Raw genomic sequence first — 23,252 nt, forward strand, 5'->3', positions numbered from 1 at the left:
ATTTAAGTTTCCTTGAACAGTTTCCGAATTTGATCCATCTGGATATAAGGGGCTGTGTGTGGATGAATGAAATTACGGTACCTAATCATTTTTATTTGATGTATCTGGATATGGGTCCTTGAGCGTTGCCCGCATTTGACTCATTTGAATCTGTCGGTGTGCGAGAATGTTACCAGTTCAAGTCTGCTTGCGGGTTGTCCGAATTTAAGTCATATGAAACTAACGAGGTGTATAAAGATTGTCGATTTAAGTTTCCTTGAACAGTTTCCGAATTTGATCCATCTGGATATAAGGGGTTGTGTGTGGATGAATGAAATTACGGTACCTAATCATTTTTATTTGATGTATCTGGATATGGGTGTTGACTACGATCAGTTCTATGAAATAGAACCACAATATGTGAAACGCCGTGTAAGGAATGGTCATTATGTGGGGGTGAGAATTCAATAACATTGGCTAATAAGCTCTCATAAAGCTGTTCGCGAACTCAAATCCATCGATTGCAGTTTGTGGGCGGTCTCCACAGAGGGCGTTTGTTTTCCGAGCCTCTTCAAGGCTTGGACAAGCGGACGCTCTTATTGTTCTTCCAACGTCTCTTCTGAGTGTTTACGAAAGTGTTTTAAATTGGGTGCTTCGCAGAAACAGGTTGGCTCACGCAGGTTTCATTTACACTCCACACTTCCTGCAAGAATTTACGCTGTAAAGCCCAGATAAATCAATAACTAGTTTTTTTGTTTTCGGTGTAAATCTAATCATTGTTTGCTTACAGTTGCATTTAAATTTAATGATTTAAAAGGTTTTTATGCAATTCAATGCGATAGCTCCTGTTTTTCAAGCAATGATAGAATATCCATATGAAGAAGCTGGAGTTTGTCGAAGCCCCTCGCATACTTTTAATTTTGGCCAAGATGCTTATCAGATTGAATATCTCAGCGATATGTCAAACTTGTTGCCTGAAAGTCCAACAGATGATGAAACCTCCTGGACTGGGGGTGCTCTAAAGGCAGCGGCTCTTTCCACCGTAGCAATTTCCTTGTTTAAGGTAACAAAGGCTCTGAGCAATCGCTATTTTGAATCTAAAGGATCTATGAGCCCCGAATTGCCTCGGGATATTCACGTACTGACTGCAAAATATTTGAGCACAAAAGACCTGCTCGCGATGCGTCTAGTTTCTGCAGAGTTAAAAGCAGTCGCTGACATGGAACTAATCGATCGATTGAATAACGGAAGCCTATTTCTTAACCATTTGCGACTTTATTCGCTGTCTTCTCTTATCGACTTTTTTGGCGACCGGGCAAAATTTATCACTCGAATTCGTGTTCAGTACCCTCAGCACGTCGATCCAGCATTTGATATAACACGGCTTGGCCAAGTTTCGTTGCCTTCTCTTATCGACTTTTGTGGCGGTGTGGCTAAACGCATCGTCGGAAATCATAACCCTGAGTGCGTAGATCAACAATTTGATACAACATTGCTTGACCGATTTCCAAAGTTGACGCACTTGAGTCTTGAGGATTTCAAGTTGAATACCGACTTGAGGTCTCTTAAGCATTGCCCGCATTTGACTCATCTGAGTCTGGAAGATCGCAATCTGATTGCCGACTTAAGCTTCCTTCAGTACTGTCCGAATTTAACCCGTCTGGATCTTAGGGGTTGCTACCGGATTGTTGATTTAGGCTTCTTTGAGTTTTGTAAGAATTTGACTTATTTGAATCTTGGGGGAAGCTACCAGCTCACTGACTTTAGCTTCCTTGAGCACTTTCCGAATTTGACTCATTTGGATCTGACCGATTGTGAGCGGATTAGCGACTTAAGCTTTCTTCAGTCCTAGGCTTCTTTGAGTTTTGTAAGAATTTGACTTATTTGAATCTTGGGGGAAGCTACCAGCTCACTGACTTTAGCTTCCTTGAGCATTGTCCCCATTTGACTCATTTGAGTCTGAATGACTGCAATCAAATTACCGACGTTAGCTTCCTGGCGAGTTGTCCTGAATTGACTCATTTGGAGGTGAGATCGTGTAGACAGATTACTGACTTGAGCTTCCTTGGGCGTTGCTCTAAGGTAACTTATCTGGATCTCGGATCCTGCAGGCGGATTACCGACTTGAGTTTCCTTCAACACTGTCCGAATCTGAAAAGCTACAAGGATTGTGACGGCAGAATGGTGCAAATTCGATAATGTCCTCTTCCTACAAAACCATCCCTCAATTCCAGTTTGGGGATGGTTTTTAAAGAGGGCGTTTCCTTTGAGAGCTGTATCATCTCGTGCGTAGATGGACGTTCTCATTATTCTTTGAATTACTTCTCAACTAGTTTTTTTGTTTTCGTTGTAAATCTAATTGTTGTTTGTTTATAGTTGCATTTAAATTAAATGGTTTAAAAGGTTTTTATGCAATTCAATGCGATAGCTCCTGTTTTTCAAGCAATGATAGAATATCCATATGAAGAAGCTGGAGTTTGTCGAAGCCCCTCGCATACTTTTAATTTTGGCCAAGGTGCGTGTCAGATTGATTATCTCGGCGGTACGTTAAACCCGGTGCCTGAAAGTGCAACTGATCATGATCCTTCCTGGATTGGGGTTGCTCTTGGGGTAGCGGCTCTTTTCACCCTGGTAATTCCTTTGTTTGAGGTAGGAAAGACTTTGATGCGCCCCTCTCCTGATGATTTTGAATTCAAGGGATCATTGTGCTCTGAGTTGCCGCGAGATATTCACGTATTGACCGTAAAATATCTGGGTACAAGAGACCTTCTTGCGATGCGTTTAGTCTCCTTAGAGTTAAAAGCTGTCGCTGAAATGGAGTTAATCGATCGATTGAATAGCGGCACTATGTCTCCGAAGGATTTGCAAATCCATTCACTGCCCGCCCTTGCTGAGTATTTTGGCACCCAGGCAAAACGGATCACCCGAATCCGATATGAGGATGTCAAGCAAGAGTTTAAAGTAGAGCTGCTAAGCCTATTTCCAAAGTTGAAAGAGTTGGATTTGACAGGCTGTGATTGTGTCGATACCTTAAGCTTTCTTGAGGATTATCCGCATTTGACTCATCTGAATCTGGGTAAATGCAAGCAGATCACCGACTTTAGCTTCTTAGAGCGTTGCCTGCATTTGACTTATTTAGGTCTGGGGAGTTGTAACCAGATTACCCACTTAAGTTTCCTTAAGTATTGCCCTAATTTGACTCATTTGCATCTGCATAACTGCAGGGAGATTACCGACTTTAGCTCCCTTGAGCATTGTCCGCATTTGACGCATCTGGATTTGGGGTGGTGCCATCAGATTGCCGATTTTAGTTTCTTAGAGCGCTGTCCGCATTTGATTTATCTGGATCTGACCGCCTGCAGGCAGATCACCGATTTTAGCTTTCTTGATCTTTGCCCTAATTTGACCTATTTGGATCTGGGAAGGTGCGAGCAGATCACCGATTTTAGCTTCTTGGAGCGTTGTCTGCATTTGACGCATTTGGTTCTGGCGGGTTGCTATCAGATTAGCAACTTGAGCTTCCTGAAGTATTGCCCTCATTTGACGCTTTTGGATCTGGGGAACTGTGACAAGATTACCGACTCTAGCTTTTTAAAGCGTTGCCCTAATCTAATTCATCTGAATCTATGGAATTGCTGGGGGATTACCGACTTTAGCTTCCTTCAGCATTGTGCGCAATTGACGCATCTCGGCCTGTGGGGGTGCAGGCAGATTACCGACTTAAGCTTCCTTGAGTATTGTCCGCACTTGACCCATCTGGATTTGGGGAGGTGCTATCAGGTTACCTACTTTAGCCTCCTTGGCTATTGTCCCCAGTTGACGCACCTCGGCCTCGAGGGGTTAAGCCAGATTACTGACTCAAATGCCTACAGGTATATGATGGGGTTCGGCCAGACCAGTAACTTTAGCTTACTTGAGTATTGTCCCGATTTGACCCATCTGGATCTGGGGGATTGCAGCCAGATTACCAACTTTAGCTTCCTTCAACATTGTCCGAATCTGAAAAGCTACTCAAGCGGCGGTTATCGTGAGTGGCTAAAAATATGATTTGTTTGTCGAAATTTGCCTCCTCTCAGGAACAGACTGTCTCACGTTGTTCATCTTTACAATCGGGGATCGTCCTCTCACTTCCTGAGACGGTGTTCATCTAGTACCCCTCAAAAACACATTCAGCTGGATATAGCGATACAGGGGACGTGTTTTTTAATTGTAGCATTAAACATTTCTTATATATAACTTTACCTAAAAAATTAATTTCTTTTGGGTTTCCTCTATGCAATTTAATGCGATCACGCCGATTTATCAAGGGGAGACGACGCACCCGTACGAGAAAGCCGGATTTTTACGAGGCGCCACGCATTTTTTCAATTTTGGCCAGGACGCGTATCAGATAGAATATCTCGATGGTAAATCTAACCTGGCACTTAAGAGTTCAACAGATCACAAACCCTCCTGGATTGGAATTGCTCTAAGGGTAGCGGCTCTTTTTACCTTGATCATCCCCCTTTGTGCACTGGCAGCGGCTTTGATTTACCGCACTCTCAATGATTTTGAATCTGCATGCCCAAAATTGCCTCGGGATATTCACATATTAACTGCAAAATATTTGAATACAAAAGAGCTGCTTACGATGCGGTTAGTTTCAACGGAGTTAAAAGCAGTCGCTGAAATGGAGTTAATCGACCGATTGAATAGCGGGACTATATCTCCAAACGAATTAAAACTTCATTCGCTGCCTTCGCTCATCGAATATTTTGGTGACCTAGCAAAACGGATCACCCGAATTCGGTATCAGGACGTAGAGCAACAGTTTGATATAACGCTGCTCAGTCAATTTCCGAGGCTAACTCACTTGGATTTGTACGGTTGCACGCAGATTACCGATTTAAGCTCCCTTGAGCATTGTCCCGATTTAATCGAATTGGATCTGAATTCGTGTGAGCAGATTACCGACTTAAGCTTCCTTGCATATTGTCCCAATTTAACTCATTTGGACCTGATATGGTGCGAACAGATTACTGACTTGAGTTTCCTTGAGAGCTGTCCGAAGTTGACCTATCTGGATTTGGGAGGATGCTGGGAAGTTACCGACCTAAGCTTTCTTGAGTATTGCCCTCATTTGACTTTTCTCGGTCTTATGGGGTGCAGCCGGATTGTTGACTTTAGTTTCCTTCTGCGCTGCTTGAATCTAACTGATTTGGATCTGAGCAATTGCAAGCAGCTTACCGACGCAAGCTTTCTTGCACGGTTTTCAAATTTGACCCATCTCTATCTGATGGGGTGTAGGCGGATTGCTGACTTTAGCTTCCTTGAACACTGTCCGCATTTGACTGAGTTAGATCTGGGCAATTGCAGGCAGATTACTGACTTAAGCTTCCTTACACATTGTCCGCATTTGACTTATTTGAATTTGGGGGAGTGTGGGCAACTTACCGACTTGAGCTTACTGGCGAGTTGTCCGGAATTGAATGAGTTAAATCTGGCGCACTGCACGCAGACGACTGACTTTAGTTTTCTTGAACATTGTCCGCATTTGACTGACTTGAATCTGGAGGGTTGCAGCCAGATTGCCGACTGGAGCTTTCTTGAGCGCTGCCCCTCTTTGACTCAGTTGAATCTGGAGGGGTGCGCCCAGATTATGAATCTGAGCTTCCTTGAGCGTTTTCCGCATTTGACGTATTTGAATTTGAGGGGATGCCGGCAGCTTACCGACTTGAGTGTCCTTGCCGATTGCCCGAAGTTGATGTGGTTGAGTGTGGGGTACTGTGACCAGATTATCGATTTTAACTTCCTTCAGCATTGTACGCAGTTGACTTATTTGGGTCTGGATCGCTGCCGTCAGATTATGGACTTCAGCTTCCTTGAGAGTTTTCCTCATTTGACAGACTTGAACCTGCAGGACTGTAGGCAGATTACCGATTTTAGTTTCCTTGCGAGCTGTCCAAATTTGATTCATTTGAACCTGCAGGACTGTCGGCAGCTTACCGATTGGAGCTTCCTTGAGCGACTTCCGAATCTGAAGAGCTACAGGTCTTGTGAGGGCGAATTGGTGAAAATTCGATCACGCTAGGCGACAGCTCCCTACGCGAGTGTTCAGCAACTTAAGTCATGCGATTTCAGCTCATGGGGGTTCCCATGGCTTGGCAAATGGTCGCCTTAGAAGTCTCAAGCGGGCATTTGGTTCTTCGCAAAATCAGACTATCTTATGCAGGTTTCTCGACGCCTTCCGATCGCCCTCTCACTTCCTGAGAAGGCGTTTATTTGATACCCCAAAAAAACTCTCCCTGCAGCAGGTCTCTGTCGCAAGTCATCTGATTGTCAGGAAGCCAAACGTGTAACTTCCGGATAGTCTGGTCGAATTGACGCCCTTTCCCAAGTCTTAATTGTCCTTGTCAATACAGCGCGCGATTACATCTTCAATAATGTGGGCGCTGTTTATTTAATGAGGATGAACAGGTGAAAACAAGAGAATAGATTTATTTGGTAAAACCGGAGGTGAATTTTTATTTGGCAAGTTTTTTTATTGTTCTTCATTGTTATATTTAATATTATTGAATGCTAAAATAACAAAAAGAATTTTTATGCAATTCAATCTGATATCCCCGATTTATCAGGGGGAGACAAAGCACCCTTACGAGAAAGTTGGATTTTTAAGAGGGGCCACTCATTTTTTTAATTTTGGCCAAGATGCTTATCAGATTGAATATCTCGATGGTAAGTCAACTCTGGCTCTTAAGAGTTCCACAGATCATAAACCCACTTGGATCGGAATCGCCCTAAGGGTAGCGGCTCTTTGTACGGTCATAATTCCTTTGGTTGCTCTGGCGGCGACTCTGATTTACCGTGCTCTCAATCATTTTGAACCTGTAGGATCTTTATATCCCGAGATTCCTGGGGATATTCACGTTATCATTGCAAAATATCGGAATATAAAAGACTTGCTTGCGATGCGCTTAGTCTCACGAGAGTTAAAAACAGTCGCGGAGCTGGAGTTAATCGACCGATTGAATAGAGGGACCGTATCCCCTGGTGATTTGCAACTCAACTCTTTGTCTTCCCTTATCGATTACTTTGGCGAGCGGGCAACATTGATCACCAGACTTCGGTATGAGGAATTTAGGGAAGAATTTGATGTAACTTTGCTAAGTCAATTTTCAAGGCTGAGAGAGCTGGGTTTGAAAGGCTATCAAGGTAATAACTTAGGTTTCCTAGCGAGTTGCCCGCATTTGACTCATTTGGATCTGACGGCTTGCAGGCAAATTACCGACTTTAGCTTCCTTGAGCTCTGTCCCCATCTAAGAAGCTACAGAGATTGTGAGGGCGGCTTGGTGCAACTACGGTAGTGCTTTCTGAGACTCCTTCTAGAAAACCGTTTGCAAGCGCAAATCATGCGATTGCTTTTTCCTCTCTAGAGTCCATGGCTTAAATGAGCGTGCGCAAACGCGATTTTCAGAGAATGAATTAAGGGCCATTTTTCGGGTTTTAATTGGTCTCGTCAAAAGAGAGGGCGATCACATCGTCGATCTTGTGGATGTCGTGCCTCAGCATCATCAGCCGGTCAAAGCCTACTGCAACACCGCAGCAGTCGGGAAGGCCCTGTTCCAGGGCACTTAAGAAGTGCTCATCGATAGGCAGTGTTTTTTTTCCGCGCTCTAAGCGGAGCCTGTTGCTTTCGATGAGGCGCGCTCTTTGCTCTTTGGGGTCGGACAGTTCGTGGTAGCCGTTGGCGAGCTCAAGGCCCTTGTGATAGACCTCAAAGCGTTCTGCGACATCGTATTTACCATCTTTCACTTTTTTGGCAAGGGCAGCTTGGCTGCCGGGGTAGTGGGTGAGCACGAAGAGCTCGTCGTGAGGCAGTCTCGGCTCGATGTGGAGGGCGACTATCAGGTTCAGGAGAGAGTCCTTGTCATCTTTGACGTCATCAGGGAAGTCGATCGAATGCTTTTGAAGAAACTGGGTAAGACCCTTCTCGTCGGTTTCAAAGGGGTCTAAGCCAGTCATCTCTTGGAATAGGTCTCGGTAGGTTTGGTAGACAGCGGGTGTGGGGCCGATAAAGAGGCGGATAAAGTCCAGCGTCTCTTCTATCATTTCACTGAAGGTGAAGCCAAGGCGGTACCACTCGGCCATCATGAATTCCGGCTGATGTTTTTTTCCGACTTCTCCGGCTCTATAAACGTGGCTAAGCTGAAAGATGTCGCCGCTGCCGCTGGCGAGAAGACGCTTCATGCCGTATTCTGGCGAGGAGAACAGATGTCTTCCATCATCGGTGGCGATTAAATCGATATGTTCGTCGACAGAGGTGCCTCGGGAGAGGGCAGGGCAGTCCACTTCCAGGAGATTGCGCTCATAAAAAAAAGACCGCGCCCTTTTAAGCATCAGGGAGCGGTCTTTTAATACATTGATTTTGTGTGCGAGACTAGCTTGCGACACGGGAGACATATTCGGCGGTTCGGGTGTCGACTTTAATCTTCTCGCCCTGGTCGACGAAAATGGGCACCTGCACTTTCGCGCCGGTTTCCAGTTTGGCTGGCTTCAATACTCTGCCTGAAGCTGTGTCGCCGCGAACGCCCGGATCGCACTCAACGATGAGCAGTTCCATGAACGTGGGAGGATCGATGTTGACAGGTGCGCCTTTGTAGATCAGCACGCTGTATACAACGTCGTCTTTCAGCCACTGCCAGTTGTCGCCGATGTTTTCGTGGCGGATGGAGATCTGCTCGAAGGAGGCGTCGTCCATGAAGATGGCGGCATCGGCCTCTGTGTAGAGGAGGCGCATGTTGGCTTCGACTACGTCGGCCACTTCTGCTTTGTCGCCCGATTTGAATGTTCTTTCAATGACGCGGCCTGTCAGCAGGTTTTTCAGCTTGACGCGGTTGAACGCTTGGCCTTTACCAGGCTTTACGAACTCGTTGACGACGACTAGGTATGGCTGGTTATCGATTTCAAGCTTCACACCCGGCTTGAATTCGTTGGTGGAAATTTGTGGCATGGTAAGACCTCTAAATATCAAAGTTCAGAGGAGTACTTTATCAAATGATCATTTTTCTCCCAAGTAAAACCCGGATAGGGGAGAGGGGATGGGGGGTTGACAGTCCGTATTTCAATTTGATGTTTACAGACAAGAGGGAATAGTTAATCTTTTGATTATCAGCTCTTAAGAGATGGCGGGGTTGAGGATGACCTTTCCAGCCGTCATGTCATGATGATAGGCAAGGAGCGCCTCTTTCCACTCTTCAAATCCGACAGCGCTCTGAATTTTGGTTTTAAATTCCCCCTTTTCGATCAGATTTTGCACTGTGCGGAAAGAACGCACGGTCTTCAAGATACCGCTTTTTTGAATCCAATCGGTCAGCCAGAATCCCTCCACTTTTTTCATTTCGAAGATAAGACCCAAAGGAGCGATCTTTTCGCAGTGTTTTTCAGATAGCGAGCCGTAGACTAAAATACGCGACTGCGGGGGCATGGCGCTTAAAATCTGACCGGTCATCTCGCCGGCGACGGCATCAAAGGCGATTGTCGCTTTGAGGGAGCGTGCCATTTCTTTGAGTTTGGAAAAAAACTGCTCGTCGGTAGAGCTTAAGACCCATTTCTCGCCCGCTTCTTTAAGTTCAGCGATCTGTTCGGGCTTTCTGACGATATTGATGAGGGGAAGATGGTGCATTTTGGCAAGCACCTGCACCATGCGGCCGACCTGGCTTAGGGCTGCGGTTTGGATGATCGCTTTGTGGCCGCCTTGAAGCGCTTTTTCCATCATGCCGATAGCTGTCAGGGGGTTGATGATTAGCGCAGAGCCCTGCTCGCTCGACACTCCTCTTTTGAGGGGTATGCAGGTTCTTGCATCGGCGATGTAGTACTCTGCCCAAGTGCCGTCCCTTTCCGACTGGCCTCCGCAGGCGACTCTCCTGCCTTTCAGCCACCAGCCGAGGGCTCCGCCCCCGTTTTCGACGACAGTGCCGGCGCCTTCCCATCCCGGCACTGCGGGAAGCATCTTGCGGATGCCGTACTTGCCTTGTAAGAAGAGGAGGTCGGAGGGATTGCAGGGAGCGGCTGGGGATTGCGGGGAGCGGCTTCGATGCGGATCAGTACCTGGCCGGACTTGGGCTTCGGTATCGGTTTTTCTACGACTTTCAAGCTTCGGATAGCCTCTTCGATATTTTGCTTGGTCTCGTCGATCTGTATCGCTTTCATCTTACCGGGATCTCCTCTTCATGTTGGAGAAATCCATACCACATAGAGGATTTTTCAAGGATTACTTTACTTTCTTCTGTGCAGTTACCTGGTCTTTCGATTGTTTTGAGCATTGAAACTTTGAGTTAGGCTCTCTCCCCATAAATACTCAAGCGCCACGCTCTCTCCATTGGCTGCTTTGGTCGCCCGAACGTGACCTTTGCCTCCTGTTTGTCCCAGAGTGTCGTGGTTCAGGATGGTATAAAAAGTTCCCTGTGAAGAAGCTACGAAATCCTCGGAGAAGTCTTTGTTTCCCATTTTAAATGACAAGGTGACGATTTCCCCCGGTTTAAATTGACTCCCGTAGAGGTAGAAGATTTTCAAATCGTGCGTCAACATCGCCATGTATATTTTGCTGCCATCACTCCACTTGGCCTCGAGAGGATCGATTGCGCAGCTGGTCGCTAGGCAGCGGCTTTTGTCTTTCGAGAGAAGGGCATAGGACATCTCTTCGCCTTTCATCTGGAATCCAAGGGTAATGTTGACCTTCGATAGAGGGGACTTGTTCCGATCTGTTGTGACGAGCTCGCCTTCGGCATTGGCGATGAGGTTTGCTACGAACATAGTTTTTTGATCGATCCGAAACGCGTAGAGATCAAACTCCTCTCCTGGTTTCATCTTAGGAGCATTCAAAATCATCATTTTGCTTCCCTGCCTGGAGAGGTTATCAAAGCCCTCTTCACTGCCGCCGAAATGTTTCAGGAAATCTTCTTTGGTAAGAAAGGAATAGGTCATTTGATTACTGGGGTTTTCCCTCATCAGTTTACTTTTGACAATAGCATTTTCAATCGTTGCGAAATCCTCAATATCACAAGAATCATTGAATTTCTTCTGAGCCGTGTGACTTAGGTCTGGGCATGTGAGTGCTAGAGTGAGTATTAGAGCTAAATATCTCATGAGTATCTTGTAATTTCCTTTGGGAGAATGGTTCTTAGTTGATGAAGTTGCTGTAAGCTTTTGGCCTTGAGCTATATTCTAAGCTGGGCAGGAGATTGATTCCCCATGGAAACCCAATGGTAAGTTTTTCACCATTGCTTCGTTGAACGGTGAAAATTTCCATTCCTCCATTTTTTCCTTCTACAGCAGGCATTAGGTAGGTAGCGGCTCCCGGCATGATTTTGGTAGAGCCTCTGATCTCTTCTCCTTCCGAGAACGAGATCGTACGCACCTCTTCACCCTCTTTAAAACCATCGAATGAGACTTTATAGATACCACCCCTCAAATCGACCAGTTCAACTCTGATAACCGCAGAATCTTCCTTGCTGCTTTTCTCTATAGGGTAGGGGATGCATTTGAAGGAGTGCTTGAACGTCTCATCGTAGTTTTTCACTTCGACGACAACGGACTCGCCGGGTAAGTATCCACGGCTTGAGAGGATGTAGAAGGGAGCCTTCATGCCATCGAGTTGATGCAGACCCGCCCCGATATACAACCAGTGCATTACTTTCACTCCGGGGATTTTCAGCTCTTTCAGGGCTGTTCTGTCGATCGTGATGGAGTAAGGCTCTCCTTCTTTCGCCTCTTCGAAAAAGATCAATGTCTTGTAGTGGCCGGGAGAAGTAGCAGCCAGGTGCTTGTATTTCTTAGTTGAGAGTGCTTCCTTGGGGCTGATCTGAGTCGTCGTAATGCGCAGGGGCTCTCCGAAAACTTGTGCAGAACAGACGAGCAGGAGACATGCGAATATCTTGTAAATTGCTTTATTCATGTGGATTCGTTTGCTTTGTGTTAAGGTGATTTTCTTTTTTGAGATCTTCAATCTGGATAATCTTTAGAGCGTCTTGATAGGTTTCGGTCCGTATCTTTCTTAATGACCCTAATTTGCCCTTATCATCTAATCTGTAGTGAATTAGGTCGTTAGATGTTCTGACATGTGCTATGGTCTTCATCAAGCATCGGTGTTTTTGCATGGAATGGTTCCTGCGTTCTTCGGAGAAACAGACTACCTCATGCACTTTTTTATTTACATCATCAGACTTCTTTCACCTCTCCTGCAGAAATATTTACTCAACAAAGCATACGATTTCAGTTTGTGGACAGTCTCTAAGTTCTAATGAAAATTAGATGATTAACTATTGAAAATTTCAGACGAGAGGCGTTTGATAAAGGCATGCAAAAGACATCAGTGAGCCGCCTTTCTTTCGTCGATCGTTATCTAACTCTTTGGATATTTCTAGCCATGCTGGCTGGGATCGGCTGTGGATATTTATATCCAAACATTCAGGCAGTTTTTAATAAATTTCAATTCGGCACGACCAATGTTCCAATAGCAATTGGTCTTATTCTTATGATGTATCCACCCCTTGCCAAGGTTAAATACGAGCAGATCGGAACTGTCTTTCGCAACTTTAGAGTTCTACTTTTGTCGTTAGTCCAAAACTGGCTTATTGGGCCAGTTCTGATGTTTATTCTGGCGATCATGTTCTTACCTCACCATCCCGATTATATGGCGGGTCTTATTCTTATTGGATTGGCCAGATGTATCGCCATGGTTATCGTATGGAATGATTTAGCCAAGGGAGATAGGGAATATTGCGCCGGCCTTGTGGCGTTTAACTCAATTTTTCAAATTCTCTTTTTCCCACTATACGCCTACGTTTTCATTACAATACTCCCTACGTTTTTTGGCCTAGATGGAAGTGTGGTGGATGTTTCCATCGGAGAAATAGCCTTTAGTGTTTTTATCTATTTAGGAATTCCATTTTTAGCTGGAATTCTCACGAGAATTATCGGAATTAAACTCAAAGGAATAGAGTGGTACGAGAAGGTGCTGATCCCATTCATTTCTCCACTAACCCTTACTGCTCTTTTATTTACCATTCTGGTGATGTTTTCCCTGAAAGGTGAATTCATTGTGCAGCTTCCATTTGATGTTTTGATAGTAGCCTTGCCTTTGGCAATCTACTTCCTAATCATGTTCTTGCTATCGTTTTATTTGTCCTACAAGGCTGGAGCTAGTTATAAGCAGTCTGCAACCCTAAGTTTCACTGCAGCATCTAACAACTTCGAGTTGGCCATAGCTGTTGCAATAGCGGTTTTTGGTATCAATTCAGGACAAGCTTTTGTGGCGGTTATCGGACCGTTAGTCGAAGTACCTGTGTTGATAAGCCTCGTTCAGGTTTCTTTGTGGATTGAGAAAAAAGTCTATAGGGTTCGGAATGAATAGAGATGTTGGCAAACTATCTCATCCATTAATCAAAAAGATTCTTTTTGTCTGCACGGGAAATTCCTGTCGCAGCCAGATGGCGGAAGGGTGGGTGAGGAAACTTAAATGTGACATTTTAGAGTCTTTTTCTGCTGGAATAGAAAAGCATGGAATCGATCCTGTGGCTGTCAGAGTAATGTCTGAAGCTGGAGTGGATATATCTACGCAGCGATCTAAGTTGATAAATGAGCTAGGCGAAAAAAATTTCGATTACGTCGTCACGATTTGTAATGATGCTAATGAAAAATGCCCGGTATTTCCAGGTGAATTCAAGCGTCTTCATCATAGTTTTGATAATCCACCTGTGTTATCGCGAAATACAAAGTCTGAGGAAGAGTCCTTAGCTATTTATCGACGTGTGCGAGATGAGATTAGAAGTTTTGTTGAAAATATGCCCAACAACTTGTAGTGAGTGGTCCTGCACAGGACTTGATTGGAGAATTACAACCTATCCGACAACACTCGTCAGTGCCGGTAAAGCTTTCCTCAACATCTTTCCTAAGAGCAGTGTTGCCTCTGAGATTTTCTATAGGAAATTGAGCCTAAATTGGGGGCAAGGTCACACTTTTTTATTCATGCTACTCTCTTTCGCTCGGTTGCGGTGCAAGATTAGGGCTTTGATTTTGGACAATTCTTAGCGCGTCTTGATAGTCTTCAAACAGTATTCCTCTATAAGGATTTAATCCTCCGTAGTCATCAACCATGTATTTGATTCGCCCATTAAAGCACGTAACATAAGCTATTTGATCTTCATCCTTTTTTGTAACATCTTTTCGACAGCAGATTCCTTTTGAATCAACAAATCGAATCGAGAATTCAATGTTTTTTTCGGTGAAGGGATAATTCAGTAGATACGGTCTGATGGATGGGTTGGTATTGTAACGGTTGAGAAGCTCTTGAAATAGAAAAACCATTAGGGTTCTTGCCTGATCTATTGAACCAGGGCCATTTGTGGCAACTCCTAAATGTATCATTTTAATTCCTTTCTGAGAGCTTCCTCCAACCGCCGTAATTGTTAACCCCCTTGGGCATAGAATCTCTGTTTGATAATCTTTTTGAATTTTGTTTGAGATTTTTTCGTATATTGGCTCACTAGAAAATAATCCAAAAAAACCAAGGAATAGGGTGATAATCATAATTGCTTTCTTGAGTTTGATGTTTATATCTTAGGTTTTTTGTTTCATTTTGATCTAAAGCTGATATCCTTCAAGAAGACTTTTCATTCGGATCATTTGTTTGGTCGAGGCGGTAGAGATTATCAAATTTCAATATTTTCCTTGAGTTATTCGTTCACTAATATCCTTTATAGCCTGTTGATACCCTTCTGACGTAACGAAGTGATCTGTAATCATCCCAAAGAAATTATCGGATTCCCAGCCGGTGCTAACTACTTCAGCGCCATTGCCAGCACAGAAAGGAGATGTGATTTTGGGCACAATATCTCTGGGATTCACATAGTTGACCGCCGATCTGAGGTCTCCTTTTGGGACTGCGTAAGCTGAGCCGATAGTGTACACAGAAACGCAAGCTCGTATCTCTGCTGGAAGAAGCTTAAGAGCTCTGTAAGTTTCCAACCCTCCTCGACTGTGACAAAGTATCTCAATGACCGGAGAAGAATAGCCAGCCTGCTTCATAGCAGTATATTTTTCCATAAGGTAGTTGGCAAATTCCTTTACTGCAGTAGTCTCTATACCAACCATTTCATGAACAGCCACCAGACCATCGCTTAAAAATCCTTTAGATCGTGAACAGAACCATTCCCATTTGGCACCATCCATAGCTTGCGAGGCTGAGTGAGCAAGGATTTGAGCATTTGGATCATTAGCGTTCATTCCAGTTGTGGCAACACGTACCTTTCCCGGTATCTCTCGGGTTCCGACCGTTCCGTGTCCGATCGGGTCGGAGCGGACGTATTCATGATGGAACTCCTTTCCCTGCAGGACGCGTCCGGCGCCTTCAAAAGCATATTGGAAGGGGCTCGCGGGAAGGCAGTGCGTTGCGAAGCTCTCGATGCATTCACCGGCAAAAGAGAAGCAGTCGCGGACAAAGTCCATCCCTCGATCCAGCCAGGATCTTCCTTCCCGGTCGCCGGAGCATGTGCGGTCGTGGCGTGTGCTGAACAGCCCCCACAAGTCCACATACATCAGCGGGTTGTTCGCCACGTAGGCGTAGAGGTTGGGTCCGTCGCGGTCACCTAAGGGATCTTTAGAGATAAAGCGGCCGCTTTCAGGGTCGTAGTAGCGTCTACCAAAGAAAATCAGGCCGCTCTCCGCGTCTTTCCGCTTGCTGGAAAAACCCCAGGAGATGGACGTGCCCTCTGCATGGATAGGCTCTCCGAAAGCCGAGTAACGATATGTAGCGGCAGTGGATCCGGTCTCGGCGTCGATCAAGCAGCAGATATTTCCGTTGTGGTCATGGACAGGGCAAAGTACCTTGCCCTCCTTTTCAATAGCGATGGAAGATCCTATCTCGGCACCCTGAGCAGTTCCTCCAAGGATGCGGATTTCACCCTCCTCGTCGTGTGTGCCCAGTTCATTTTGCCCTTGGTAGATGAAACGTATCTCTTTTTTGCCTTCAGTCTGTTTGGATATCCGGCGGTTCGTCTCGTCGTATCGATAGTGCGTTGTATTCTCCCCGTCGGAAAATTCGATCAGCCTGCCCGCTCCGTCATAGCGGAAGCGCAGTGTCTTTTCGGGTTTGATAACCTCGATTAAGTTGCCATCGGCATCATAGACGTAGTTGCGGTCCTTTCTCTCCAGGGTCTGGTTGAGGTCGTTAACGGTGTTGTTGTTGCCATCTTCGACGATACGGTTATTGAGAGAGTCGTAGGCATACAGGTGGCTGGAAGCTCCCGATTCAGAGGTCAGCTGGTTGAGGTCGTCATAGCGGAAGTCCTCCTGCAGCAAGCCGAAGCTATCCTCTATAATTCTTCCGAGCATATTGCCGGCTTCGTCATAAGAGGCAGAGTTCTCCTTCCATTCGTTAGAGAGGATGTTTGTCACCCTTCCCATAACGTCGTATGTGCACGTGATCTCACCACCGTTCAGTGGGAGGCGGCCTTTTGTCAGCTTGCCGCGCCAATCATGGGATAGCGCTTCAAATCGGTAGTTAGTGCGCTTGACCTCCTTCAGCCGGGAACCTTCATAGCCATAGGCAACAGAAGAGCCGTCGGGGTAGGTGAATTCTGTTACCCGGTCTGCCAGGTCATAGGCGTAGCGGACGGTATAGCCGTTGCCAAGGGTCTCTTCGATCAGGCGGCTTTTGATATCGTAGCTTTTGCGGGTGGCTGTTTCAAAGATCCTGTCCTCAACAAAGACAGGATTATCCATCGCGTCGTAGCTATAGCAGTAGTCAAAAGAGGAGTCAGAAGACCACCAGCGCCTCAACTTTCCGAGCTCATCATAATCGAAAAGGATCTTCACTCCGCTGGGCTTGCTGATACAGTCTCGCTGCCCTAGCGCGTTATAGGTTACCGATGTGGTCTTTTCATCGGGTGAGCCAAAGGCCTCTATAACGTGTTCCAGTCGCCCAAGAGAGTCGTAGCGCCACGCCGTGATGACAGTGCGAAGCGCACGGTTTTCCGAAAAGACCGTATCGACTCTCTTTTCCCTGCCGCCTTTAGCGTTATAAAAAATCTTGGCAAGCTGGATAGTCTCACCAAGCGAATTTTTCTTTTCGATGCGGCTATCGAGGCCAAGGGAATTTTTCTCTACAACCGTGATGATCCCTTTGGGATCGATCGAGGTGACGCAGGTGCCTCTTTCGCCTTGTTCATTGACGTGGTTGAATTGATATTCGATCCTGGTCGATAGCCCGAGCGGGTTGATTGTTTCGATAAGGTCGCCGCGGCCATTATAGGCGTAGCGGGTGATAGTTTCCTCGCCGCCTGAGAGGTGGGCTTCTAAGGTTTTTTTGCCAAGAGCGTTATATTCAAAGCGCACCCGGCTTTCAATGTGCCCGGAAAGAGACTTCACGCACTCTTCGGTGACTCGGCCGGCTACATCATAGGACAATTCTTTAACGATTGCATCCTGCGCGCTACTCCAGGTGACTTCTCTTGCCAGGCGTGAAAGGGAGTCATAGCTATATTCGGAAACTGAGGGGCCTACGCATTTTCTGATTAGGCGGCCGGCCCAGTCGTAATCATAGGTTTTTTTGCATCCCAGAGGATCCGTCTCTTCGATAAGGTGGGTGGCGCTATATTTGTAAGAAGAGGTTTTGAGGAGCTCTCCTTGTGCGTTGTACAGCTCTTTTTTGACGACTCTTCCCTGATAGTCGGTGGAGAAAACAGTGTGGTTGCCATATTTGTCCGTACTCTCTTTTAGTATGCCATCCAGTTCATAGAGGAACTTTTCTGTCGTACCGTCAGGGTGTTCGATATGGTAGGGCTTTTTTCTTCCCGTGAACTTAGTTTTTGTCGCATTGCCAAATACATCTGTCTTGATGATGGGATTGTCGAGTACATCGTATTCAACTGAGATAATAGGACGGCAAAGGACTCCGTCGGTAAAGAGCGCAGGAAGTGTCGCTTGAACTTCCCTTCCCATTTCATCAAAAGCATATTCGGTGACGTTGCCGGCGAAATCGGTCTCTTCGTATCGCTCACCTTTCTTGTTATAGCGGTAGCTTTTGACTAAGCTGATGCCGTCTGCTGCCAGCACCTCAACTTCCTTGATGAGGCGGTTCATGAAATCATAGGTGTACAATTTACTGTACCCGGCAAGAGGCCCTCTCTCTTCGATCAGGTTAGTATTCTTGTCGTAGGACCTTTCGATGATGATTCCACCGGGCAGCTCTTCATAAATAATTTTTCCGTATTTGTTGTAACGGTACTTTTTCGAAGCTACATAGTTGTCTTCGGCATCATAGATTTCAGACTCAAGAAGCCATCCCTCGGGTGAGTGGCTGTTTTTTAATCTCTTCAGCTGCTTTTCAGTGCCTGTAGACGGATCGTAAGCTTTATAGATGACCTCTTCATGGAGTCCAAAGGGAAAGCTCGTTCTTGGCTTATATTCCGTGATGAGCCTTTCACTCACTCCTGTGAGAACCTCCGGGTTTTCGCTCCCGCCGTCGTCAGAGATGTTTTTGAGTTTGACGCCGTTGTCATCGTAGAAGAAAAACTCTCGCTTGCGGATCTTTTCTCCATCGGAGAGAAGCCTGGCGGAGACGAGATTTTTCCCGGGGACGTATCTGTAGATGATTTTCTTTCGGCTGTCCCACTCTTCTAAAAGTAGATTGGAGCCGTCTTGCGTATAGGACATTTTTTTGGAGTAGCAATCTGTCAGGTTGGATCCGGTATAGAGCCTCACACCCGACAAAAAGACTTTTTTCTCCGACTCTCCGGTCAGTGTGCCGGCTAAAGTCTCTTGAATCACATTGCCAAAAGAGTCGTATTCGACGAATCGACCAAGCAGGGGAGTTCCGGACAGGATAATTTTTTCAGGCTCTAGCTCCGGGTTCTTGGTCGATGTGCAGTCGACAAAGAGCGTGCCGGAGTAGTAGCCTTCGTGAAGGTCGCTCCCTTTGCTCCCGAAAAGATACCGCTCCGCTTTGTACGGCGCGTACACTGTGCCTTTGCCGTCTCTGTCTTGGCGTCCCTTATAGCTTAGGATTCCTTCCAAGCGGTTCGAGGCATAGCAGTAGGTGCGCTTTCCGCCAAGAGCATCGATCACATCCGTCGATCCGGAGAGCAGGTTTTTTTCCGAATCCACATCGCGCACATTGTAGATGAATTTGTACTCGGGCTCGGGCGCTGCAGTCTCTCCCAAAGGTTTGAAGATTTTTTTGACGCGATTGAAGGCGGTTTTTTTCGAGCTGGAGCTGACTTTGATTTTATTTCCATGAACGCTGTTGCTCCCGATATCGTAGTAAGCGGGCTGGACATATCTTTCCTCGGGATATCTCTTTTTTATCAGCCTCAGTCTTTCTTGTTTTTTCTCTGAATAGGTCGCGTATTCGTAGCTGACGGTGGGGGCGTAGGGGCGTTTGACCTTGTGGAGGATATACTTCGACGTCGGTTCTTTTTGAATACGGTCGAGTTCATAGTGGATGGGATGTGTCGAAGTCGTCACTTCGATTGAGTTGCGCTGGTGGTCTTTGACAGGGTAGTTAAACGTACAACGGGAAAATTCGATCTCTTCATTGCCGAGAAGACGGATCTCTGTAATCTTTTTGTCGTTATTGAAGGAGTATGTCTCTTTTAATCCGTTCTGCTGGCTTTTCCAGATGGGCAAAAAACCGATGTAATGGCCAGTGGGGTCCACAGGGCGATATTTTATCACATCGCCATTGCTGAGCTTGATGGATCCTCCGCTGCGGTTGATCCAGGCTTCATTATTATTGACATTGCTTCTGCCCGAGAGCCCTTTAGGGGAAAGGTTGGTGATCCCCGACGCTGCCCACGTTTTTTCTTCGGTGCGATACTTCCCATCGCAGCGGGAGTCTTGGTGCTCCCCAAGATGGATCAGGTAGCTCCCTCGTCCGTCAGAGACAAAAAGGTTGTGTCTTCCGTCGCATCGTTCTTCTTTGATATGACTTCCCGGGGGCCTTGGAATAGGTTTTCTGTAGTACGCCTTATAGTTGTGATTGAGATTCCAGCCCCATCCGATCGCTTCGTCTTTGGCAGCAGAGCTGGAATAGACGCGGTCAATCACAAAAGGTTCGGGACCCGGAAGCGACGCATCCACTTCGTAGTCAATAAAGTCTCCGGTGAGCACGTTGACATGATTGCCGACGATGCCGGATGGCATGCCCTGAAAATTCGCTAAGTCGAAGTCGTCGGAACCCTCGTCCGCTGAAGTATATCCGCAGCACAGCACGAAGAGAGAAATGAAGATAGGGAGCATCGATTATTTTCCGTAAATTGAAATTTTAGTTTGCGACTATAGGACATAACTGGTTGAAGGACAAGTAATTTTTGATTTTTTTTGATGAGATAGAAAACAATTGGTTTCGTTTTGACGAAGTGGTTGAAAATATGGGGTGGTTTTAGACAGAATGAGGGCTTGTTGTCAGGAGGAAAATATGTGGCCCAAAGCATATAAAGACTATCCCAAGGACTCTCCACTGAAGAAGGAGCAGGTCTCTGCCGGAAAAGGCATCGTCGGCTGCGAAATGCACGACGTGATGGGCTGGGGCGAGGATTTCCATGTGGAAAAAAAGAAGAAAAGCCTCCTGCTCGACCTGTTAAACAAATGGTTCGGGAAGGGCAAGTGATGGGCTCAAGAGGCGATCACACATTTCCGATCGAAGTCTCCTACGAGCAGTGTCCGCAGTGCGGCAAAGTGTTCGAGTCGAGAAACCACTATGAGTATGAGATGGGCCTTCATGTCAAACGTGAAGAGTGTCCCTATTGCCGCAATGAATTCAAACAAGAAAAAAAAGTCAGTACGATAGGGCCTCTTTTCGGAGAGGCGCCGAAGCCTGAAATGGAATGGGGAGATCGCTAATGGAAGATTTTAAGGCGTATGAGCCGACTAAAGAAGAAGAAAAAATAGCCCAGGATACGCTAGAGAGGTATTCAGGCTCTCCCTGCCAGGACTATCAGCCCTATCTTTTGCTCACCAACTTTCCCAAGTACGTCAACTACTTCTCCGAAAGCCGCGGTGTGCCCGTCATCGAGGGAAGCATGTTCTCTGTCGCCCACTCGCCCGAAGAGAAAGTGTCCATCCTCGACTTCAAAATCGGCTCGCCGGCAGCGGCCCTTGTCGTAGACTTGGTCTCTTTCCTCCCGGTCAAAGCTGCTCTGATGCTCGGCATGTGCGGCGGCCTAAGGCGCCAGTATCAGGTCGGCGACTACTTCCTTCCCGTCGCCTCCATCCGCGCCGAAGGAACAAGCGACTTCTATTTCCATCCCGAAGTGCCGGCGCTCGCCAACTTCTTAGTGCAAAAGGCGGTCACCAACGTCTTGGAAAGAAAGAAAATCCACTACCACATCGGTATCACGCACACCACCAACAAGCGTTTCTGGGAGTTTAACAACGAATTTAAGCAAAAGCTCAAAATCACAAGGCCCCAGGCAATCGAAATGGAGTGCGCTACTTTATTCACGGCAAGCTACTACCACAAGCTTCCCTTGGGCGCCCTGCTTTTGATATCCGACCTGCCGCTTGCCAGAGATGGCATCAAAACCAAGGCCTCCTCAGAGAACCTCTTCGCCCGCTACACCCCCGAACATGTGGAGACGGGTGTCGAAGTGGCGAAAGAACTGGATGAGGCATTTAAGCACCAGGCCAAAGGAGTCTATCGAGGATTCCGTCGTCGTTTTGAAAAGGAAGAGCATCACAATTAATGACAAATAATAAATCTTTATTTTGTCTTAATAAGGAAAAGTTATACTAGTACAAGTTTTATTATGTGGATTGTATGACGACACAAAAAATTGACGTAGCTCACACCTTTAAGACGTCTCCTGCGGTGAAGAAGAAAGAGCCGCAGAAGGAAAAAGCTCCCGCTTCCGGCCGCTGGCAGGAAGTGGAGGAGCGTCGCTCTGCCCCAAAATCCCCGCTTGTCAAAGAAGAGAAACCCGCCGCAAAGAAGAAGGAGAGGCTGATGGCTTCCGAGAAAAGGGAACGTGCTTTCCAGGAAATGAAAGAACAATCCCCCTTTGATCTCTTCACCAGTATGCAGTCCAAGACGATCCAGTCCATGAAAGCGGAAGTGGCTGTTGACGAACCGGAATATTCCGAAGAGACCGATAGCGTAGAGTTGGAGTCTGCCGAAGGACTTTTTGCCTCTGATGAAACGAAAGAGGAAGAAGAGACAAAGGCAGCGACCCCCCTCGTCAACTTAATTCCCGTCGGGCAAGAGGCCCTCTATCAGCCCACGCAATCCCTCAACAACCATGTTTCCTCCACGGCAAGCCCCGTTGCGAATGCCTCCTTCCAAAACATGAAGCTTCTTCAGTTTGCCGAGAAATTGGTCAAGAAAATCACCGCCATGAAGCAAGGCGGCAGAACCGAAATCACCCTCACCCTGAAAAACATGTCTCTCTTCAACGGCGGCATTCTTAAAGTGGTGGAGCATGATTCGGCACGAGGCCAGTATAACCTCACTTTTACAAATCTTAATCCCAAAGCCCACGCTCTCGTGCTCGGCACCGATGCCACCCGGATCCTCAGAGAGTCGATGGAAGCTAAAGGATTGACCTTCCACATCATCACCGCCTCGACCGAGATCGAGCCCCTCTCCACCTACTCCTCTTCCTTCAAAGAAGAAAAGGAACGACGGGACGAGAAATCGGAAGATGCCGATCAGGAGACAGCGTAAATCTTCCGTAAAAGGAAGGTTTATTCCCTTTTTTCATAATTAATCTCGCAGTTTGTTATAATAAAGAGAGATGCCTTTGTATTAATCTCTTTGATGCGAGGTAAGCTATGCCTGTTGAAGGAGTATCATCCAACCACTCGATGCCAGAACCCATGGCCATGCCGGCAGAATCTGCCAAGGTGGAGACAAAATCCATCGGCGGGATGCCCGTTGCCACTTCACTGAATGGAGTGAAATCGGCTCCCCATCCTGTAGCGACGGCCGACATGGGGCAGCAGATTGCCGGAGAAAAGGTAATCAACCAAATGCTGGTGAGTGTTAGCCAAGTGAATATGGAAGCGCTGCAAGCTGTCGCTTCGGACCAAATCAAAAATACCGAGATTAAAGGCGATGCCAAACTCAACGCTTTGGCAAATGAAGAAACCGCCAAAGACCGCAGAGCCGATCGAAACGCGCTGAAAGAAGAGCTTAACGACAGAAAAGACACCGACCGGGTCAATGCCGAGGAAAACCGCTCTAAGATGGGCTCTTAAAATTGGGCGCCTTTTCCCATCGGGAAAAGGCGCCATCTCTTAAT

General features: G+C 46.6%; 20 protein-coding genes. 12 read left to right on the forward strand and 8 right to left on the reverse strand.

The window, feature by feature from the left end:
- The first annotated feature begins 802 nt into the window (after positions 1–802).
- The 5 genes from ELAC_RS01685 (at position 803) to ELAC_RS01705 (ending at position 7,322) form a co-directional block, all read left to right on the forward strand.
- Entirely contained in the window at positions 803–1,831 is a 1,029-nt protein-coding gene (locus ELAC_RS01685) for an F-box/LRR-repeat protein (protein WP_098037552.1), read from the forward strand.
- A 23-nt stretch (positions 1,832–1,854) separates the two neighbouring features.
- Positions 1,855–2,178, forward strand: a complete 324-nt coding sequence (locus ELAC_RS12030) for a leucine-rich repeat domain-containing protein (RefSeq protein WP_098037553.1) — start codon at positions 1,855–1,857, stop codon at positions 2,176–2,178.
- Between the two features lie 210 nt (positions 2,179–2,388).
- Positions 2,389–4,026, forward strand: a complete 1,638-nt coding sequence (locus ELAC_RS01695; RefSeq protein WP_098037554.1) for a leucine-rich repeat domain-containing protein — start codon at positions 2,389–2,391, stop codon at positions 4,024–4,026.
- 226 nt (positions 4,027–4,252) lie between these two features.
- Positions 4,253–6,049, forward strand: a complete 1,797-nt coding sequence (locus tag ELAC_RS01700) for a leucine-rich repeat domain-containing protein (RefSeq protein WP_098037555.1) — start codon at positions 4,253–4,255, stop codon at positions 6,047–6,049.
- A 511-nt stretch (positions 6,050–6,560) separates the two neighbouring features.
- On the forward strand, positions 6,561–7,322 hold the full coding sequence (locus tag ELAC_RS01705; RefSeq protein WP_098037556.1) for an F-box/LRR-repeat protein: 762 nt from the start codon (positions 6,561–6,563) through the stop codon (positions 7,320–7,322).
- 139 nt (positions 7,323–7,461) lie between these two features.
- Here ELAC_RS01705 and epmA read toward each other — a convergent pair whose 3' ends face one another.
- The 6 genes from epmA to ELAC_RS01730 form a co-directional block, all read right to left on the reverse strand.
- Positions 7,462–8,409 carry an EF-P lysine aminoacylase EpmA gene (gene epmA / locus ELAC_RS01710; protein ID WP_239414303.1) on the reverse strand — a complete coding sequence of 316 codons (948 nt, stop codon included), beginning with the start codon at positions 8,407–8,409 and terminating at the stop codon, positions 7,462–7,464.
- Complete coding sequence (gene efp, locus ELAC_RS01715; RefSeq protein WP_098037558.1) at positions 8,396–8,968, reverse strand: elongation factor P; 573 nt, start codon at positions 8,966–8,968, stop codon at positions 8,396–8,398. Before efp ends, epmA begins: the two co-directional genes overlap by 14 nt.
- 165 nt (positions 8,969–9,133) lie before the next feature.
- A complete protein-coding gene (locus ELAC_RS01720; RefSeq protein WP_098037559.1) occupies positions 9,134–9,967 on the reverse strand; it encodes a zinc-binding dehydrogenase in 834 nt (277 codons plus the stop codon).
- On the reverse strand, positions 9,889–10,167 hold the full coding sequence (locus ELAC_RS11590) for a hypothetical protein (RefSeq protein ID WP_143406407.1): 279 nt from the start codon (positions 10,165–10,167) through the stop codon (positions 9,889–9,891). The genes ELAC_RS01720 and ELAC_RS11590 overlap by 79 nt, the downstream gene beginning before the upstream one ends.
- Before the next feature lie 84 nt (positions 10,168–10,251).
- Positions 10,252–11,103, reverse strand: coding sequence for a hypothetical protein (locus ELAC_RS01725; RefSeq protein WP_098037560.1), 852 nt, complete (start codon positions 11,101–11,103; stop codon positions 10,252–10,254).
- Between the two features lie 34 nt (positions 11,104–11,137).
- Positions 11,138–11,911 (reverse strand): hypothetical protein, encoded by a 774-nt coding sequence (locus ELAC_RS01730; protein ID WP_098037561.1) that lies wholly within the window; start codon positions 11,909–11,911, stop codon positions 11,138–11,140.
- A 402-nt stretch (positions 11,912–12,313) separates the two neighbouring features.
- Here ELAC_RS01730 and arsB point away from each other — a divergent pair, with 402 nt between their 5' ends.
- Together arsB and ELAC_RS01745 are read left to right on the forward strand one after the other, a co-directional pair.
- A complete protein-coding gene (gene arsB / locus ELAC_RS01740) occupies positions 12,314–13,369 on the forward strand; it encodes an ACR3 family arsenite efflux transporter (protein WP_098037563.1) in 1,056 nt (351 codons plus the stop codon).
- Positions 13,362–13,817 carry an arsenate reductase ArsC gene (locus ELAC_RS01745; RefSeq protein ID WP_098037564.1) on the forward strand — a complete coding sequence of 152 codons (456 nt, stop codon included), beginning with the start codon at positions 13,362–13,364 and terminating at the stop codon, positions 13,815–13,817. Before arsB ends, ELAC_RS01745 begins: the two co-directional genes overlap by 8 nt.
- Positions 13,818–13,986: 169 nt before the next feature.
- On the opposite strand, the gene ELAC_RS01750 is transcribed toward ELAC_RS01745, so the two are convergent.
- Positions 13,987–14,544: a hypothetical protein gene (locus ELAC_RS01750; protein ID WP_098037565.1), complete on the reverse strand. Its 558-nt coding sequence runs from the start codon at positions 14,542–14,544 to the stop codon at positions 13,987–13,989.
- 129 nt (positions 14,545–14,673) lie between these two features.
- Positions 14,674–20,253, reverse strand: a complete 5,580-nt coding sequence (locus ELAC_RS01755; protein WP_098037566.1) for an RHS repeat-associated core domain-containing protein — start codon at positions 20,251–20,253, stop codon at positions 14,674–14,676.
- Between the two features lie 178 nt (positions 20,254–20,431).
- Between ELAC_RS01755 and ELAC_RS01760 the strand changes: the two genes are divergently transcribed.
- The 5 genes from ELAC_RS01760 (at position 20,432) to ELAC_RS01780 (ending at position 23,208) form a co-directional block, all read left to right on the forward strand.
- The gene (locus ELAC_RS01760) at positions 20,432–20,623 is read left to right on the forward strand and encodes a hypothetical protein (protein ID WP_098037567.1); all 192 of its coding nucleotides are present in this window, start codon (positions 20,432–20,434) and stop codon (positions 20,621–20,623) included.
- On the forward strand, positions 20,623–20,856 hold the full coding sequence (locus ELAC_RS01765; RefSeq protein ID WP_098037568.1) for a hypothetical protein: 234 nt from the start codon (positions 20,623–20,625) through the stop codon (positions 20,854–20,856). The genes ELAC_RS01760 and ELAC_RS01765 overlap by 1 nt, the downstream gene beginning before the upstream one ends.
- Complete coding sequence (locus ELAC_RS01770) at positions 20,856–21,698, forward strand: AMP nucleosidase (protein ID WP_098037569.1); 843 nt, start codon at positions 20,856–20,858, stop codon at positions 21,696–21,698. Before ELAC_RS01765 ends, ELAC_RS01770 begins: the two co-directional genes overlap by 1 nt.
- 74 nt (positions 21,699–21,772) lie before the next feature.
- On the forward strand, positions 21,773–22,675 hold the full coding sequence (locus ELAC_RS01775) for a hypothetical protein (protein WP_098037570.1): 903 nt from the start codon (positions 21,773–21,775) through the stop codon (positions 22,673–22,675).
- A gap of 107 nt (positions 22,676–22,782) precedes the next feature.
- A complete protein-coding gene (locus tag ELAC_RS01780) occupies positions 22,783–23,208 on the forward strand; it encodes a hypothetical protein (protein ID WP_143406409.1) in 426 nt (141 codons plus the stop codon).
- Positions 23,209–23,252: the final 44 nt, after the last annotated feature.

Origin of the sequence: Estrella lausannensis, from assembly GCF_900000175.1 — a bacterium.
In the GTDB taxonomy this organism is placed as follows: Bacteria; Chlamydiota; Chlamydiia; order Chlamydiales; family Criblamydiaceae; genus Estrella; species Estrella lausannensis.

What these genes read in the sequence shown, in the direction of transcription:
- ELAC_RS01705 (WP_098037556.1), top strand. Translation starts at nt 6,561, where the DNA reads ATGCAATTCAATCTGATATCCCCGATTTATCAGGGGGAGACAAAGCAC.
- ELAC_RS01745 (WP_098037564.1), top strand. Translation starts at nt 13,362, where the DNA reads ATGAATAGAGATGTTGGCAAACTATCTCATCCATTAATCAAAAAGATT.
- ELAC_RS01780 (WP_143406409.1), top strand. Translation starts at nt 22,783, where the DNA reads ATGCCTGTTGAAGGAGTATCATCCAACCACTCGATGCCAGAACCCATG.
- ELAC_RS01725 (WP_098037560.1), bottom strand. Translation starts at nt 11,103, where the DNA reads ATGAGATATTTAGCTCTAATACTCACTCTAGCACTCACATGCCCAGAC.
- ELAC_RS11590 (WP_143406407.1), bottom strand. Translation starts at nt 10,167, where the DNA reads ATGAAAGCGATACAGATCGACGAGACCAAGCAAAATATCGAAGAGGCT.
- ELAC_RS01720 (WP_098037559.1), bottom strand. Translation starts at nt 9,967, where the DNA reads ATGCTTCCCGCAGTGCCGGGATGGGAAGGCGCCGGCACTGTCGTCGAA.
- ELAC_RS01695 (WP_098037554.1), top strand. Translation starts at nt 2,389, where the DNA reads ATGCAATTCAATGCGATAGCTCCTGTTTTTCAAGCAATGATAGAATAT.
- ELAC_RS01730 (WP_098037561.1), bottom strand. Translation starts at nt 11,911, where the DNA reads ATGAATAAAGCAATTTACAAGATATTCGCATGTCTCCTGCTCGTCTGT.
- ELAC_RS01760 (WP_098037567.1), top strand. Translation starts at nt 20,432, where the DNA reads ATGTGGCCCAAAGCATATAAAGACTATCCCAAGGACTCTCCACTGAAG.
- ELAC_RS01755 (WP_098037566.1), bottom strand. Translation starts at nt 20,253, where the DNA reads ATGCTCCCTATCTTCATTTCTCTCTTCGTGCTGTGCTGCGGATATACT.
- ELAC_RS01750 (WP_098037565.1), bottom strand. Translation starts at nt 14,544, where the DNA reads ATGATTATCACCCTATTCCTTGGTTTTTTTGGATTATTTTCTAGTGAG.
- ELAC_RS01685 (WP_098037552.1), top strand. Translation starts at nt 803, where the DNA reads ATGCAATTCAATGCGATAGCTCCTGTTTTTCAAGCAATGATAGAATAT.
- ELAC_RS01765 (WP_098037568.1), top strand. Translation starts at nt 20,623, where the DNA reads ATGGGCTCAAGAGGCGATCACACATTTCCGATCGAAGTCTCCTACGAG.
- ELAC_RS01700 (WP_098037555.1), top strand. Translation starts at nt 4,253, where the DNA reads ATGCAATTTAATGCGATCACGCCGATTTATCAAGGGGAGACGACGCAC.
- arsB (WP_098037563.1), top strand. Translation starts at nt 12,314, where the DNA reads ATGCAAAAGACATCAGTGAGCCGCCTTTCTTTCGTCGATCGTTATCTA.
- efp (WP_098037558.1), bottom strand. Translation starts at nt 8,968, where the DNA reads ATGCCACAAATTTCCACCAACGAATTCAAGCCGGGTGTGAAGCTTGAA.
- ELAC_RS01775 (WP_098037570.1), top strand. Translation starts at nt 21,773, where the DNA reads ATGACGACACAAAAAATTGACGTAGCTCACACCTTTAAGACGTCTCCT.
- ELAC_RS01770 (WP_098037569.1), top strand. Translation starts at nt 20,856, where the DNA reads ATGGAAGATTTTAAGGCGTATGAGCCGACTAAAGAAGAAGAAAAAATA.